Annotated in this window: 15 protein-coding genes; 11 read left to right on the plus strand and 4 right to left on the minus strand. The window is 63.8% G+C overall.

Annotation, left to right across the window (positions count from 1 at the left end):
* The first annotated feature begins 251 nt into the window (after nucleotides 1–251).
* The 5 genes from ACFRFQ_RS03680 (at nucleotide 252) to ACFRFQ_RS03700 (ending at nucleotide 5,843) form a co-directional block, all read left to right on the plus strand.
* Nucleotides 252–1,676: an ABC transporter substrate-binding protein gene (locus ACFRFQ_RS03680; protein WP_378653179.1), complete on the plus strand. Its 1,425-nt coding sequence runs from the start codon at nucleotides 252–254 to the stop codon at nucleotides 1,674–1,676.
* A gap of 76 nt (nucleotides 1,677–1,752) precedes the next feature.
* Nucleotides 1,753–4,005 (plus strand): ABC transporter permease, encoded by a 2,253-nt coding sequence (locus tag ACFRFQ_RS03685; protein ID WP_378653182.1) that lies wholly within the window; start codon nucleotides 1,753–1,755, stop codon nucleotides 4,003–4,005.
* A complete protein-coding gene (locus ACFRFQ_RS03690) occupies nucleotides 3,998–4,741 on the plus strand; it encodes an ABC transporter ATP-binding protein (RefSeq protein WP_378653184.1) in 744 nt (247 codons plus the stop codon). The genes ACFRFQ_RS03685 and ACFRFQ_RS03690 overlap by 8 nt, the downstream gene beginning before the upstream one ends.
* Nucleotides 4,738–5,481 carry an ABC transporter ATP-binding protein gene (locus ACFRFQ_RS03695; protein ID WP_378653186.1) on the plus strand — a complete coding sequence of 248 codons (744 nt, stop codon included), beginning with the start codon at nucleotides 4,738–4,740 and terminating at the stop codon, nucleotides 5,479–5,481. Before ACFRFQ_RS03690 ends, ACFRFQ_RS03695 begins: the two co-directional genes overlap by 4 nt.
* A 2-nt stretch (nucleotides 5,482–5,483) precedes the next feature.
* Nucleotides 5,484–5,843, plus strand: coding sequence for a hypothetical protein (locus ACFRFQ_RS03700; protein ID WP_378653188.1), 360 nt, complete (start codon nucleotides 5,484–5,486; stop codon nucleotides 5,841–5,843).
* A gap of 68 nt (nucleotides 5,844–5,911) precedes the next feature.
* Here the strand turns inward: ACFRFQ_RS03700 and ACFRFQ_RS03705 are convergent, their stop codons facing one another.
* Both ACFRFQ_RS03705 and ACFRFQ_RS03710 read right to left on the minus strand, forming a co-directional pair.
* A complete protein-coding gene (locus ACFRFQ_RS03705) occupies nucleotides 5,912–6,298 on the minus strand; it encodes a VOC family protein (RefSeq protein ID WP_378653190.1) in 387 nt (128 codons plus the stop codon).
* 46 nt (nucleotides 6,299–6,344) lie between these two features.
* Nucleotides 6,345–7,238, minus strand: a complete 894-nt coding sequence (locus ACFRFQ_RS03710; RefSeq protein WP_138869660.1) for a 1,4-dihydroxy-2-naphthoyl-CoA synthase — start codon at nucleotides 7,236–7,238, stop codon at nucleotides 6,345–6,347.
* Between the two features lie 84 nt (nucleotides 7,239–7,322).
* On the opposite strand from ACFRFQ_RS03710, the gene ACFRFQ_RS03715 reads away from it, so the two are divergent.
* From ACFRFQ_RS03715 to ACFRFQ_RS03725, 3 genes are read left to right on the plus strand one after another with little or no spacing between them, the layout of a single operon-like run.
* The gene (locus ACFRFQ_RS03715) at nucleotides 7,323–7,967 is read left to right on the plus strand and encodes a PaaI family thioesterase (protein ID WP_378653193.1); all 645 of its coding nucleotides are present in this window, start codon (nucleotides 7,323–7,325) and stop codon (nucleotides 7,965–7,967) included.
* 1 nt (nucleotide 7,968) lies between these two features.
* Nucleotides 7,969–8,979: an o-succinylbenzoate synthase gene (locus ACFRFQ_RS03720; RefSeq protein ID WP_378653196.1), complete on the plus strand. Its 1,011-nt coding sequence runs from the start codon at nucleotides 7,969–7,971 to the stop codon at nucleotides 8,977–8,979.
* Nucleotides 8,980–9,027: 48 nt separating this feature from the next.
* Nucleotides 9,028–9,474 (plus strand): DUF6918 family protein, encoded by a 447-nt coding sequence (locus ACFRFQ_RS03725; RefSeq protein ID WP_378653198.1) that lies wholly within the window; start codon nucleotides 9,028–9,030, stop codon nucleotides 9,472–9,474.
* Between the two features lie 64 nt (nucleotides 9,475–9,538).
* On the opposite strand, the gene ACFRFQ_RS03730 is transcribed toward ACFRFQ_RS03725, so the two are convergent.
* Both ACFRFQ_RS03730 and ACFRFQ_RS03735 read right to left on the minus strand, forming a co-directional pair.
* Nucleotides 9,539–10,366: a siderophore-interacting protein gene (locus ACFRFQ_RS03730; protein WP_378653201.1), complete on the minus strand. Its 828-nt coding sequence runs from the start codon at nucleotides 10,364–10,366 to the stop codon at nucleotides 9,539–9,541.
* A 43-nt stretch (nucleotides 10,367–10,409) separates the two neighbouring features.
* Nucleotides 10,410–11,009 carry a flavin reductase family protein gene (locus tag ACFRFQ_RS03735; protein WP_378653203.1) on the minus strand — a complete coding sequence of 200 codons (600 nt, stop codon included), beginning with the start codon at nucleotides 11,007–11,009 and terminating at the stop codon, nucleotides 10,410–10,412.
* Nucleotides 11,010–11,076: 67 nt separating this feature from the next.
* On the opposite strand from ACFRFQ_RS03735, the gene menD reads away from it, so the two are divergent.
* Genes menD through ACFRFQ_RS03750 form a run of 3 tightly spaced genes read left to right on the plus strand, consistent with a single transcriptional unit; the run spans nucleotide 11,077 to nucleotide 14,330 of the window.
* Nucleotides 11,077–12,690 carry a 2-succinyl-5-enolpyruvyl-6-hydroxy-3-cyclohexene-1-carboxylic-acid synthase gene (menD, locus tag ACFRFQ_RS03740; RefSeq protein ID WP_378653205.1) on the plus strand — a complete coding sequence of 538 codons (1,614 nt, stop codon included), beginning with the start codon at nucleotides 11,077–11,079 and terminating at the stop codon, nucleotides 12,688–12,690.
* Nucleotides 12,687–13,130: a DUF3592 domain-containing protein gene (locus ACFRFQ_RS03745; protein ID WP_378653207.1), complete on the plus strand. Its 444-nt coding sequence runs from the start codon at nucleotides 12,687–12,689 to the stop codon at nucleotides 13,128–13,130. Before menD ends, ACFRFQ_RS03745 begins: the two co-directional genes overlap by 4 nt.
* 57 nt (nucleotides 13,131–13,187) lie before the next feature.
* Entirely contained in the window at nucleotides 13,188–14,330 is a 1,143-nt protein-coding gene (locus tag ACFRFQ_RS03750; RefSeq protein WP_378653210.1) for a glycosyltransferase family 4 protein, read from the plus strand.

Raw genomic sequence — 14,330 nt, forward strand, 5'->3', positions numbered from 1 at the left:
TGCGTATCGAACGCGTAAATGTACAGCCAACGAGATGTGACCTTCCGGCTGATGCGGTAGAGGCGGGCGCGTGGACTGCGCAGCTGCAGCTGAGGGCGTGTTCAGCGACACTGCGCTGAACTCTTGTGTTGCGTTTCACTTTTCCGTCTCACTGACCGGGAAAGCACAGTCGTCGTCCTTTGAACGCTGATTACCTACGGCACTGAGCGCGCTGTCCGGCAGCGCACGTGTGTGAGAAGGAGAATCTCGAAGTGAAGCCCAACAAGACCGCGAAGCTGGTGGTGGCACTTGCCGCAACAGCTGCATTGGTCTCTGCCTGTGCAGGCGACCGCGGTGACGACCCGTCGGCGACGTCGAACGGTGCATCCGTTGCGACGGCCGACGCAGCGTCGAAGAGTTCCGATGCGAAGTTCGGAACTCTCGCCTCGCCGTGCGGCGACGGCGATGCGAAGGGCGCCACGGATCAGGGTGTCAGTGACACCGAGATCAAGATCGGGTTCGGCGACGACCGCGGCTACGTGAAGTCGCCCGGCCTGAACAAGGAAATGAGCGACGCGGTCAACGCCCTCATCTCCTGGTGCAACGATCAGGGCGGCATCAACGGCCGCAAGGTTGTCGGCACCGACTACGACGCAGCGATGACGCAGGCCAACTCGGTGATGCAGGAAGCCTGCGCCAGCCAGTTCATGATGGTCGGCTACGGCTTCGCGATGGACCAGACCGCAGAGCAGACCCGCGTGGCGTGCAACTTGGTGTCCGTCCCCGGTTTCACGGTGTCACCTGACGCTGCCAACGGCCCGATGACCTTCCAGGGTGTCCCGTTCCCCGTCGATTACGCCAACGGTTCGCAGTGGTTCCAGATGGCTGAGATGCATCCGGATCTGGTGAACGAATTCGACGTCGTCAACAGCACGATGCCGACGATCATCACCTCCACCACCAAGATTCGATCGATTGCCGAGGCTGCGGGCTTCAAGCTCAAGGATTGCGGCGTGACCCTCAACTACGAGGGCGAATCCAGCTACGTCCCGTTCGCCGAGAAGTACAAGGAATGCGGCGTCAAGGGATTGTGGACGTCTCGTTCGGCGGTTCCGGCGGAGTTCAACTTCATCAAGGCTCTCGATCAGGTCGGGATCGATCCGATCTTCTTCGGTGAAGCCACCTGGTACGGCGAGACCGTTTCGACGTGGAACAAGGACACCGGACTGCTCGACAACCTCAGCGCCGGTATGACGTTCCAGATGCTCGAGAACGCCGACAAGGTTCCGGCTGTGAAGCAGTACTCCGACCTGGTCAGCGAGCAGGGGGGCAAGACCGCCCTCCTCGGTATGCAGGCTGCGTCGTCGTTCCTGCTCTGGGCCACCGCAGCGGATGAGTGCGGCAGTGATCTGACGCGTCAGTGCATGGTCAACGAGCTCTCGAGCATCCACGAGTGGGATGGCGGCGGATTGCATGCCGTCACCGATCCGGGCAAGAACATGCCCGCTACGTGCGGTCTGATGGTCTCGCTGTCGGGCGCCGACTACTCGCAGGCTTTCCCGACGACGGCCGGAGAGTTCAAGTGCGACCCGAAGTACATGGTCGCGACCGACAAGAGCACGTGGGGCACCGAACTGGGTGCCGATCGCATCTCCACGAAGTACCAGAACGCGAATGTGATCAAGCCGCAGTCCTGATCGACTCGAGGGAAGGTGGCGCGCTCCGCGTGTACGCGCAGTGCGCCACCTTTCCTCCCCTAACGAGGGTTCAGTTATGAACACTTTTGTCACTTTCACGATTCTGGGTTTGGTCCTGGGGTCGGTGTATGCGATCGCCGCTTCCGGGTTGGTGCTCACGTACAACACGTCCGGCATTTTCAATTTCGCGCACGGCGCTCAGGCGATGCTGGGCGCGTTCATCTACTGGCAGTTGCGGTACGGCTGGGAACTCCCGACCGTCGTTGCGCTGTTGATTTCTTTGGTTGTGGTCGGCCCCTTGATGGGGTTGGGCTTGTATGTGCTCGTGATGAAGGGTCTGCGCGATACCGCGGAGGTCACCAAAATTGTTGTCACGGTGTCGATTCTGCTGGGTATGCTGTCGATCTCGCATTGGTTCTGGCATCCGGAGACGGCGCGCACCATGCAGATGTTCTTCGGCGATCAGTCCAAGATCACGGTGTTCGGCGCCACTATCCGCTATCACGAGTTGATCTGCATCTTCGTTGCCATCGCTATCGCGGTGGGCTTGCGAATCCTGTTCACCAAAACTCGTGCCGGTGTCGCGATGCGCGGTGTGGTCGACGATCCGGATTTGTTGCGCCTCAACGGTCACAACCCGGAGCGTCTGGCGGCGTTGTCGTGGGCGATGGGGTCGACGTTGGCGGTGTTGGCCGGTATTTTGATCACTCCGATCAGCGGTGGCACTCTCGAGGCGAACATGTTGACGCTGTTGGTGATCGACGCGTTCGCTGCGGCGATGTTCGGCCGGTTGCGCAGCATTCCCCGCACGTTCGTCGGCGCTGTAGTTCTCGGTTTGGCGGGGACGTACGTGTTGGCGTACTTCCCGACGAGCTGGTCGTGGACGTCGAATTTCCGTGTCTCCCTGCCGATGATCGCGCTGTTCGTGGTGTTGATCGTGTTGCCGCAGGATCGTCTGCGCGGCGCTGTGACCCGTACCCGCGAGCGGTATCACGTGCCGACGGTTCGCAAGGCCGTCATCTGGGGTATCGCGCTCATCGTCATCGTGTACCTGCTGCGTCTGCTGATGGTCACCTCGGCGATCACGACGTTGACGATCGGTATGACGTTCGCGATCATCGCCCTCTCGCTCACGCTGCTCACGGGGTATGCCGGTGAATTGAACTTGGCGCCGGTCTCTTTCGGAGCCATCGCCACGATCGTCGCGTTCCATTTCGGTATTTCCGGCAGTGGTTTGGCGGCGCATCTGAACCTGTGGGGCATCGTCGTCGGTGTTCTCGTCACCGCCGTCATCGGCGGAATCGTCGCGCTGCCGGCGTTGCGTCTGCGCGGGTTGTATCTGGCGCTCGCGACGATGGCGTTCGGAGTGTTCCTCTCGAACATGGTGTTGCGTGATACCACCGAACACGAGATGTTCGGCATCCGGTATTCGCTGTTCAAGGACGGCAATATCGCGATCCCGCCGCTCAAGGTCGGCCCGCTCGATCTGAGCAACGACACCGTGTTCCTGATGACCGTGACCGCACTGTTCTCGGTGCTCGGCGTCGGGGTGATCGCGTTGCGTAACAGCGGTTACGGCCGTCGTCTCGCGGCGATGAAGGACAGCCCCGCCGGTTCGGCGATGCTCGGCCAATCGTTGGTCCGCCTCAAGCTCAGCGTGTTCATGATCTCCTCCGGCATCGCCGGATTGGGTGGCATCTTGATGTCGAGTGCGATGGGTTCGGTTTCGGGGGAGAGTTTCGCGATCATGGTTTCGCTGTCGCTGCTGATGCTCACCGTCGTCGCCGGAATCGGCTACGTCAGTGGCGCGTTGTTCGGTGGTTTGATGGCGGGTATCGGTTTTGCCGTCATCATGGTCTCGTTCACCAATCTCGCCTCCGCGCAGCCCGAACTCGAAGGCATGTGGCTGCTCTTCGGCAACATCGCCGCCGTCAGCCCGGCGTTGATCGGTATCGGTGTCGGCGCGAACCCCAGTGGCACCATCCACCAGATCGTCGAAGGCTACCGGCGTTTGATGAACGCGAAGCCGGTCCTCTACGGCGGCGGCGCCGTGATCGCGGTGACATATCTGCTCGCCCTGACCGGGGTGCTCGGGAACTGGTGGTTTGCATCCATCACCATCGCGGTGGTGTTCATGCTGCCGGTGATCGGTGAAATGGTGATGCCGGCAGCGGTTCTCACTGCGGAAGAGTTGGCGGCGAAGAAGACGCTGGTTCCCGAAGAGGTCGGGGTCGACGTCCCGTACAGCGACGAGGTCCGCGACGAGATCGACCGCGAACTCGGTATCGATCTGAGCAAGTCCGAAAAGGAGTTGGCCGCCCATGTCTGAGTCGCCTTTGCTCGAAACTCGTGGCGTCACGGTTCGTTTCGGTGGTCATGTCGCCGTCAAGGACGTCTCGCTGTCGGTGGCTCCGGGAACGGTGACGGGGTTGATCGGCCCGAACGGTGCCGGGAAGACCACCCTGTTCAATACCATCACCGGACTGCAGAAACCGACGTCGGGGCAGGTGTTCCTCGATGGTGTGGACGTGACGAAGCTAGCGCCGCACAAGCGGGCCAACAAAGGTTTGGCGCGCACGTTCCAGCGGCTGGAGTTGTTCGTCTCCCTGTCGGTGCGCGACAATCTGCGGGTCGCCGGAGATATCCACAAAGCGAACAGCGGCAACAAGATCGACGTCGACGCCGAAACGGATCGACTGCTCGAGGTGACCGGCCTGACGGACGTGGCGGGCAAAGATGTCTCCGACATCCCCACCGGCCGCGCCCGCGTCGTCGAGGTTGCGCGCGCGTTGATGACCAATCCGCGGATCCTGCTTCTGGACGAGCCGGCGTCGGGTCAGACGGAGCAGGAAACCGAGGTGTTCGCGCAGATGCTCACCGACCTCGCGGCCGGGGGCCTCGGAATCTGTTTGGTGGAGCACGACATTCCGTTGGTCATGAAGGTGTGCTCGACGATTCACGTGCTCGATTACGGAGCCGTGTTGGCTTCGGGTGATCCGGAGAAGATCCGCACCGATCCCGAAGTGATCGCCGCGTACATCGGCACCGAGGAGGAAGCAGTATGACCGCAGCAACGATCGATCCGGCAGCCGCCGACGCTGCCCGCCCGGAGCCGTTGCTCGAATTATCGGGTGTGCGTGCCGGTTACGGCTCCATCGAGGTTCTGCACGGAGTGGACCTCGTGCTCGAGCCCGGCGCGGTGGTGGCCTTGCTCGGCCCGAACGGCGGCGGAAAAACGTCTACCCTGAAAGTGTGCTCCGGTGTCCTGCCGGTCACGCGCGGTGAGTTCAAGCTCGCCGGACGCGTCGTCAACGGCGTCGAAGCGTCGGAGCTGGCCCGGTTGGGTGTGTGCTCCATCCCGGAAGGGCGCGGGATCTTCGCGAACCTGTCGGTGCGGGAGAACCTGTGGATCGCCACCGGAACCGGAGCCTCGCTCGCGGACCTCGAAGAGGTTGCGTACACACGTTTCCCGATTCTGGGGGAGCGGCGGGCTCAGTTGGCGGGGTCGATGTCGGGCGGTGAGCAGCAGATGCTCGCGCTCTCGCGGGCGCTGGGAACTCATCCGACGGTGCTGCTGCTCGACGAGTTGTCGATGGGTTTGGCCCCTCGAATCGTCTCGCAGATGTACGACGTGGTGGGTTCACTTGCCGCGGAAGGTATTTCCATCCTCGTCGCGGAGCAGTTCGCGCGGGCGGTGTTGCCGATCGCGACGTCGGCGGCGTTGATGTTGCAGGGTCGCGTTACTCGGGTCGGTGACCCGCATGAGATCGAAGAAGAACTTTCTACCAGTTATCTAGGAGGATGACGATGACTACTGTTGCGCAAGATCGCCGTGGCGAGTTCAAGAAGAACATTGCGGAGCTGGGGCTCGACAAGGGCCAGTCCGGTGGCGACGCCAAAACACTGTTCGGTGGCCTGATCCTGATGGTGGTGGGTGTGGTCGGCGCGTTTGTGCTCTACATTTCCTCGCTCACCGAATCGGATCTGCGGAACATCGCGTCGTACCAGATTCTGGCGATCGCGTTCCTGGCATTGACGGTCATCGGGGCGGCGATGTTCATCGCCGCGTCCGTCGCGAAGGTACTGCGCCTGTGGCTGGTGCGTCAGCTGCTCGAAGGCCAGGCCCAGACCGATCAGATCGCACAGGCACTCAGCACCCGCATCTGATACCCGGTTCACCGACAATGCCCGCCACGGAAACCGTGGCGGGCATTGTCGGTGCGGCCGTCGGTGCGCTACTGCGGTGTTCGGGAATCGCGCCGGATCGGATGATCCTCCGGGATCTGCACCATGACGATCGGCGTCCCATCGGGATCGGCGATCCACATTTCGTGCAGACCCCACGGTTCCTGACGGGCCTCCCGGGCAATCTTGACTCCGACGAGTACCAGTTCCGTCTGGGCGGCGGTGAGATCGCGAACCTGCAGCCAGATCGCGCCACGGAACCCACCGTTGCCGGTGCCGCCGTGCGCGGCGATCTCGATCAAGCCCTGGCCGGCGAAGAACACTGTGCCGCCGGGATATTCACGGGCGACAGCCAGCCCGAGCGTGTCCCGGTAAAAGCTCAGCGTCAGCTCGTAGTCAGCGGGGCGCAATATCGTTCGGCTGCTCAGAATCTCCACGGAACTATCCTTCCACGTCTCGCTCTGCGATACCTGACCTGATGAATCAGAAATACCAGGGGTACGGCGACCAGTCGGGATCACGCTTCTCGAGGAAGGAATCGCGGCCCTCGACAGCTTCGTCGGTCATGTAGGCCAAACGTGTTGCCTCACCGGCAAATAGCTGCTGGCCGACCAGGCCGTCGTCTTGCAGGTTGAAGGCGTACTTGAGCATGCGCTGAGCCTGCGGGGACTTGCCGTTGATCTTGCCGGCCCACTCGATGGCGACGTTCTCGAGTTCGGCGTGATCGACAACCTTGTTGACGGCGCCCATCTGGTGCATTTCCTCGGCGGAATAGGTCTCACCGAGGAAGAAGATCTCGCGAGCGAACTTCTGGCCCACCATCTTTGCGAGGTAGGCGCTGCCGTACCCGCCGTCGAAACTTCCGACGTCGGCATCGGTCTGCTTGAACCGGGCATGTTCGCGACTCGCGAGAGTCAGGTCGCAGACGACGTGCAGGCTGTGTCCGCCGCCCGCAGCCCAACCGTTGACCAGGCAGATGACCACCTTGGGCATGAAACGAATCAGTCGCTGGACTTCGAGGATGTGGAGACGTCCGGCGCGAGCCTTGTCGACGGTGTCGGCCGTTTCGCCTTCCGCATACTGGTAGCCGCTACGACCGCGGATGCGCTGATCGCCGCCGGAGCAGAAGGCCCAGCCGCCGTCCTTCTCGCTCGGTCCGTTGCCGGTGAGCAGTACGGCGCCCACGTCGGACGTCATCCGGGCGTGGTCGAGTGCCCGGTAGAGCTCGTCGACGGTGTGTGGGCGGAAGGCATTGCGTACCTCAGGGCGGTCGAAGGCGATACGAACGGTGCCTTGACTGACATGGCGGTGGTACGTGATGTCGGTGAGATTCTCGAATCCGGGAACTGGGCGCCAAAGCTGCGGGTTGAAGGTCACGTAGGTCACGATAGAGGCAGGCATCGCAAACCCGAACGACTACCTGGAGTAGAACATGTTCTCTGGCGCGATAACGTGCAGGTCATGAGCGAACCCACCGTAGAAGGCAAGGAAACCGTCGTTCCCGACGAGCGTCGGGGCGGTTTCCCGGTCTTCCGACACATACCCGCAGGTCCCGATTTCGGTCGTTTTGTCGAGGCGATGCGTCGGCTGCAGGACCTTGCGGTGTCGACGCATGTCCCCGACGACGTTCTGGCGGAACTCGCAACGCAAGCAGAAGAGCTTGCCGATCACCTGGCCCCGTACGAGGTTCCGGAAGGATCGTCGCCCGCCGGCTCGAACATTCACCTGCCGGGTCGGGGCAGTCTCCTCATGCCACCCTGGACGATCGAGAGATTCGACGCCGAAGGTGTGCGCAGTACCGGCATGTTCCGCCGCTACCACCTCGGTGGCAACGGCGCAGCTCACGGCGGAATAGTTCCCTTGCTCTTCGACGACATCTTCGGCATGACCACTCATGCGGGTGGCCGGCCGATGTCCCGCACCGGGTATCTGCACATCAACTACCGCGCGATCACCCCCCTGAACACACCGCTGGTGATCGAAGGAACAGTGGATCGTGTGGAGGGACGTAAGACGTTCGTCAGTGCACGACTGACCGACCTGGACGGGAAGCTTCTCGTCGACGGTGACGCACTCATGATCGAGCTCCTGCCCGGGCAGCCCTGACATGACTCCCACCTTCGACTTGCCCTCGTTCGACGACCTGATCGCCGACGCAGTTGTAGTGAGCCTGCCGATGCGGGTGCGCTTTCGTGGGATCACGACGCGTGAGGCACTGCTTCTGCGTGGCCCGGCCGGGTGGGGGGAGTTCGCTCCGTTTGTCGAGTACGACGACGAGGAAGCTGCTCACTGGCTGCGCGCCGGGATCGAGGCGGCGTGGCTCGGCCCCCCACCTGCGCTTCGGGCCACAGTGCCGGTCAACGCCACGGTTCCCGCGATCGACGCGTCGGCGGTACCGGAGTTGTTGAAGCGTTTCCCCGGATCGCGAACGGCCAAGATCAAGGTTGCCGAAAAGGGGCAGTCGTTGGCGGACGACATTGCCCGGGTGAACGAGGTTCGTCGGCACATCCCCAACGTGCGGGTCGACGCGAACGGCGGGTGGAGCGTCGACGAGGCCGTTGCGGCGCTGCGGGCGCTGACAGAGGACGGTGAACTCGAGTATGCGGAGCAGCCGTGCGCAAGCGTCGAAGAACTGGTGCGGGTGCGCGCCGCGGGAACGGGTGTGCGCATTGCTGCCGACGAGAGCATCAGGCGCGCCGAAGATCCGCTGCGGGTCGTGCGGGCCGGGGGAGCAGACGTCGCGATAGTCAAGGTGCCACCGCTGGGCGGTATGCGAGCGGTGGTCACGTTGAGTACCGAACTGGCCGAGCACGGCGTGCCGGTCGTGGTGTCCAGTGCGCTCGATACGGCGGTCGGGATGGCGTCGGGACTCGCGGCCGCAGCAGCGTTGCCCGAGTTGCCGTTTGCGTGCGGACTGGGTACCGGCGGGCTGTTCGTCCGGGACGTCTCAGTTGTCGATCCGGCAATCTCGGGTGCTTTGTCCGTCGGTGCGGTCGAGCCCGATCCGTCGATCCTCACCCAGTTGGCGGCCACGCCTGAACGCACTGCGTGGTGGCTGGACCGCGTCCGTCGCTGTCATCGGATACTCGATCAACGAGGCGCGCTGAATTTCGTATAGTCTCGGGCCCGACCTGATGAACATCAGTGGACAATGAAGGGATCGAAAGTGGTTGCAGCTCTGAACGAAACCCTGCTCGAGGATTCACGGCTTCCCGCGGTCGTCGCGGACGTGCAGACCTTGATCGACGCAGAGGTTTCGGATAAGTCGGGGGCCTCAGGGCTAGCTCTCAAGGGCGGCTACGGCGCAGTCAAGAAGGTGAGCCCGTCCATCGTGCCGGACGCGGTCACCGCACTTCTGCCCGACTTCGTGGCAAAGCTCGAGCCGTACTGGCAGGAATTCTCCGCTTCGGGCGGCGGAAGCTTCGCGGAGTTCATCACGGCTCGCGGCGACGCCGTTGCCAACTCACTGCTCCAGGTGACGGACGAGCGCATCGAAGGCAGCGACAAGGCCGTCGTCAAGTCGATGTACTCGAAGCTGCGTGGTTCTGCGCAGAAGCACGTCACGGCTGCACTGCCGCGTCTGGGAGATCTGATCCAGAAGCACGCTGCATAAGCACGACACCGAGCGGCCCGGGAGTTTTCACTCCCGGGCCGCTTTTCGTTTCTGCACAGCCGGATCAGTTTGCGGCGTGGCCGTCGCGCCAGAAGCCGGTGAACGTGATGTCGGTTTTCGGGAACTTGCGGTCGTTCACGAGGTGGCGTCGAAGCCCGGTGGTGAGGGCCTGTTCACCGGCGACAAACGTGTACGACGCGCCTTCGGGTAGTTCGGCTGCGCGAACGGCTTCGAGGGCGAGCGTTCCGGGCTTGGCGTGCGTGTCGTCGCGAACGAGCCAGTGAACGTCGACGTTCGCGAGGTCGGGGAGTTCCTGTTTGTCCTCGACGTTCGGGATCTCGAGGAAGACCTCGGCGCGCAGATCGGCGTCGGCGGTGTCGAGAATTCCGGCGATCGCCGGCAGGGCACTTTCGTCTCCGACCAACAGCTGCCAGGTGCAATCGGCGGTCGGGTTGTAGATGCAGCCTTCGTCGAGAATCGCTACCTTGTCGCCGCTGGACGCGGTGTCCGCCCACGCGGAAGCCGGGCCGATGTCGCCGTGAAAGGCGAAATCGATGTCGATTTCCGCTGTGTCGCCGAAGGCCCCGGACCCTGCCGGCCGGAACTCGCGGATCGTGTAATTGCGCACCACGGGGCGGGTGTCCTTGGACATCATCAGGTACTGCGCGTACCAGAGGTTGTTTGCCGCGGACGGCAGTCGCAGCTCACTCTGACCGGCTTGTGGGATGAAGAGTCGGAACCAGTGATCGGCGCCCATCGGAGTGATGGCGCCCAGTTCGTCGCCGGCAATCGTGATGCGGATGAAGGTGGGACTGATCCTCTTGTTCGCCACGACCTCGGCAGACGTGATGCTGCGTGACACCGGTTTCACGAATTTGGAGCGCTTGGCCATGACAGAACCCTCGATCGACGACAGTAGGTCAGGCAATCCTAACTTACTGCTTCGGTCTGCTGGGTCGCTCTTTGACGACAACCTCCGGCGGCAGTCCCCATTCCGAGCGGCCCAACCGACTCAGCGGCGCCAATGCGGCGAACTCCGGCAAACCGTCGTCGGCCAACGCGTCCGGGTGCACCGCGACGGCAACCACATCGCCCATCACCACAAACGAATCACCGACCTCGATGACTTGACGCAGCGTGCACTCGATCGCAACGGGCGACTCCGCGACCCGAAGCGGGCGCACCCGTTCACTCGGCTCACTGCGAATGCCCAACTCGAGAAACTCGTCGGCGTCCGGAGCGTAGGGGGCCGAACTGTCGTTGACCATGTCGAACAACGACGCCGTAGCCACGTTGATCACGAACTCACCCGTCGTCTCGATGTTGCGCAAACTGTCCTTACGGCCCACCGAGGTGAACTGCACCACCGGCGGAGCAGCACTCGCCACGGTGAAGAAGCTGTGCGGCGCCAGATTGCCGACGCCGTCGGCCGAGAGCGTCGACACCCAGGCGATCGGCCGCGGAACCACCGTCGCCGTGAGCAACTGATAGAACCGGCGAGGCGAGGTGTCCGAAGGATCGAAGAGTGTGCGCACTCACACATGGTGCCGCAGACTCGCCCCTCGGCACGGCCCGGCCCGAACATCTGACACTCTTGAAGGCGTGAATCCGTCCACAGCACAAGCCACAGCCGTCGTCGACGAACTGGTTCGTGGTGGCGTGCGTGAAGTCGTGCTCTGCCCAGGCTCACGCAGCGCGCCGCTCGCATTTGCCCTCCAAGCCGCAGACGTCGAGGGGCGCCTGCGCCTGCACATGCGGATCGACGAGCGGACGGCAGGCTTCCTCGCGCTCGGACTGGCAATCGCCGGTCAGCGACCCGTGCCCATCGTCATGACGTCCGGTACCGCCGTCGCGAACCTCGGGCCCGCGGTGCTCGAAGCGAACTACGCACGCGTGCCCCTGGTTGTCCTGAGCGCTAATCGGCCGTACGAAATGCTCGGAACCGGCGCCAACCAGACCGTCGAGCAACTCGGATTGTTCGGCAGCCAGGTGCGCGCCACGATCAGCCTGGGGCTGGCCGAAGACGATGCGACACAGAACAGCCAATGGCGTTCCGCGGTGTGCCGCGTGCTCGCCGCCGCCCGTGGAACCCGGTCGGGCAACGCCGGGCCGGTGCACTTCGACATGCCGTTGCGCGAACCGCTGGTTCCCGACGCACACATGCAGGGGCCCGTTCCGGAAGGCCGCCCCGGCGGCGCAGCCTGGACCACGACGCAGAACGCTACCCTCGACGTCCCCCTCGACCTGGATCTGAGCGCCGACACCGTTGTCGTCTCCGGCCACGGCAGTGCGCTGCGACCGGAACTTGCCGGACTGCCGACCGTCGCCGAACCCACGGCGCCGCTGCACGGAATTCCCCTGCATCCGCTGGCTTTGGCGCAACTCAAACCCCGGCAAGTAGTCATCACCGGTCGTCCGACGCTGCATCGCCAGGTGTCCAAGGTGCTGGCCGACCCGAGCGTCGACGTCTACGCCCTGACAACCGGGCCGCGCTGGCCAGACGTGTCCGGCAACGTCCTTGCCACCGGAACCAGGGCCGTGGTGAGCGGAACTCCGGATCCGGCCTGGATCGCGCGGTGCCTGTCGTTGACCGAGCACGCCGACGCGGCCGTAGCCAAGCAACTCGCTGCCCACCCCAAGGCCACCGGCCTGCACGTAGCCGCCGCTGTGATGAGTTCTCTGGGCGATGGCGACCAGTTACTGCTCGGAGCCTCCAACCCGGTGCGCGACGCGGCGCTGGTGAGCTACCCGAAGCCGTCCGTGCGGGTTCTGTCCAACCGCGGTGTCGCCGGCATCGACGGCACGGTATCGGCCGCTGTCGGCGCCGCGCTGGCCTACGACGATGGGCGAACCATCGCTCTGATGGGCGACCTCACCTTCTTGCACGACGCCTCCGGCCTCCTGATCGGGACCGGGGAACCACGGCCACGCGACCTCACGATCGTCGTCGCCAACGACGACGGCGGCGGAATATTCGAACTGCTCGAGCAGGGCGATCCGCAATACGCCGGAGTGTTCGAGCGCGTCTTCGGCACGCCACACGGCATGGACCTGGCAGCACTGTGCGCTGCTTACCGCGTTCCCCACACCGCCGTGAGCGTCGACAAGCTCACGGAAGCGCTGGCGCAACCCGCTGTAGGCATCCGGGTTCTGGAAGTTCCCACCGACCGCAGCGGTTTGCGCGAACTGCACGCATCTGTGCGAGCGCAACTGTGAGCGACGTAGTCCTGCGTCGTTTCCGCATCGGAATCCTCGTTGTCGCGATCGGCGTCTCGGTTCTCGCGGTCATCCTCGTTCTCGGTGCGTGGCGGAACGACCGGACCATCGAAGCCGACATGGGCACGGCCACCGCCGAAGTTCTCTCGGCCGGTTCGCTACGGTCCGCGATCAGCTTCGTCACCCCGGACGGTGCAAACCGCAACCCCGAACTGGGAGTCCTGTATCCCACCAATCTGACTGTGGGACAACGTATCGAGGTCGAGTACTCGAAGAGTGACCCCGATCTGGTTCGTGTGGCCGGCCGCAGCGCGAGTGTTGCGCTGATCCCAGCCGGATCCGTCATCGTCGTGACCTGGCTCCTGGCCGGCCCCGCTGTCTGGTACCTGCGCAAACGTGAGGCCCTGACGCGCACACCGGAGCCCGTCACCTCGAATTAGCCTGCGCTTCACACGAACACGGCACGGACTTTCCTTCGCACTGTCACCGTGATCGGTGTGAGAGTAGCCATCGTTGCGGAGTCATTCCTGCCCAACATGAACGGCGTCACCAACTCGGTACTACGCGTGCTCGAACACCTCGATCGAACCGGCCACGACGCGATGGTCATTGCGCCGGACGTCGTGGGCAGTGGGCACGCCCCCACCCGACACGACGGCGTCGCGGTCCTCCGAGTGCCTGCCGTCATGGTTCCGAAAGTCAGCTCGCTACCGGTCGGACTGGCACAGCCACGATTGACGGCTGCCGTCCGCTCCTTTGCGCCCGACGTCATGCACCTCGCGTCCCCTTTTCTCCTCGGCGCTGGCGGAGCAGGTATCGCCAAACGACTGCACGTTCCTACCGTCGCCGTCTATCAAACCGATGTCGCGGGCTTCGCCGAAAGCTACGGACTCGGCCTCACCAGCCGGGCAGCGTGGGCGTGGACCCGGCGAATTCACAAGAGCTGCACCAGAACCCTCGCGCCATCCACCTCTGCTGTCGATGCCCTCGAGCAACACGGAGTTCCGCGGGTCCACAAGTGGGCCAGGGGCGTCGACGCAGCAAGATTCGCGCCGTCGCGTCGTAGCTCCGCGTTGCGCAGAACCTGGATCGGGGACACCGATCGCCTGGTCGTCGGTTTTGTCGGACGGCTGGCGCCCGAGAAGCATGTCGAACGACTGGCCGCGCTGGCCACCGATCACAGCCTGCAACTCGTGATCGTCGGCGACGGACCGGACCGAGAGCGCTTGCGCACACTGTTGCCCGACGCGGTCTTCACCGGAGCGCTCGGCGGAACCGATCTTGCCGACGCCTACGCCAGCCTGGACGTGTTCGTACACCCGGGAGAGCACGAGACGTTCTGCCAAGCCGTCCAGGAAGCTCTGGCCAGCGGTGTGCCCGTTGTCGGGCCGGACGCGGGCGGCCCCCGTGATCTCGTCTCGCATTGCCGCAACGGCTACCTCCTGCCGGTGGACAGATTCGGTGAACTCCTACCAAGCGCGATCGACGCCCTCCGTCAGCGCGATCTGCGAGTTCAGTTCGGTTCCGCAGCGAGACGCTCCGTGCTGCACCGGACGTGGCCGGCCATCTGCGACGAGTTGCTCGGCCACTACGAGGACGTGCAAGGCCTGGGCCGGGGAACCGGTGCCCAAGCGGCCTGA

It is taken from the genome of Rhodococcus sp. NPDC056743 (assembly GCF_042790355.1).
Taxonomy (GTDB): domain Bacteria; phylum Actinomycetota; class Actinomycetes; order Mycobacteriales; family Mycobacteriaceae; genus Rhodococcus_F.

Coding starts and splice junctions, on each gene's coding strand:
- ACFRFQ_RS03685 (WP_378653182.1), top strand. CDS start 1,753: ATGAACACTTTTGTCACTTTCACGATTCTGGGTTTGGTCCTGGGGTCG.
- ACFRFQ_RS03690 (WP_378653184.1), top strand. CDS start 3,998: ATGTCTGAGTCGCCTTTGCTCGAAACTCGTGGCGTCACGGTTCGTTTC.
- ACFRFQ_RS03695 (WP_378653186.1), top strand. CDS start 4,738: ATGACCGCAGCAACGATCGATCCGGCAGCCGCCGACGCTGCCCGCCCG.
- ACFRFQ_RS03700 (WP_378653188.1), top strand. CDS start 5,484: ATGACTACTGTTGCGCAAGATCGCCGTGGCGAGTTCAAGAAGAACATT.
- ACFRFQ_RS03715 (WP_378653193.1), top strand. CDS start 7,323: ATGAGCGAACCCACCGTAGAAGGCAAGGAAACCGTCGTTCCCGACGAG.
- ACFRFQ_RS03720 (WP_378653196.1), top strand. CDS start 7,969: ATGACTCCCACCTTCGACTTGCCCTCGTTCGACGACCTGATCGCCGAC.
- ACFRFQ_RS03730 (WP_378653201.1), bottom strand. CDS start 10,366: ATGGCCAAGCGCTCCAAATTCGTGAAACCGGTGTCACGCAGCATCACG.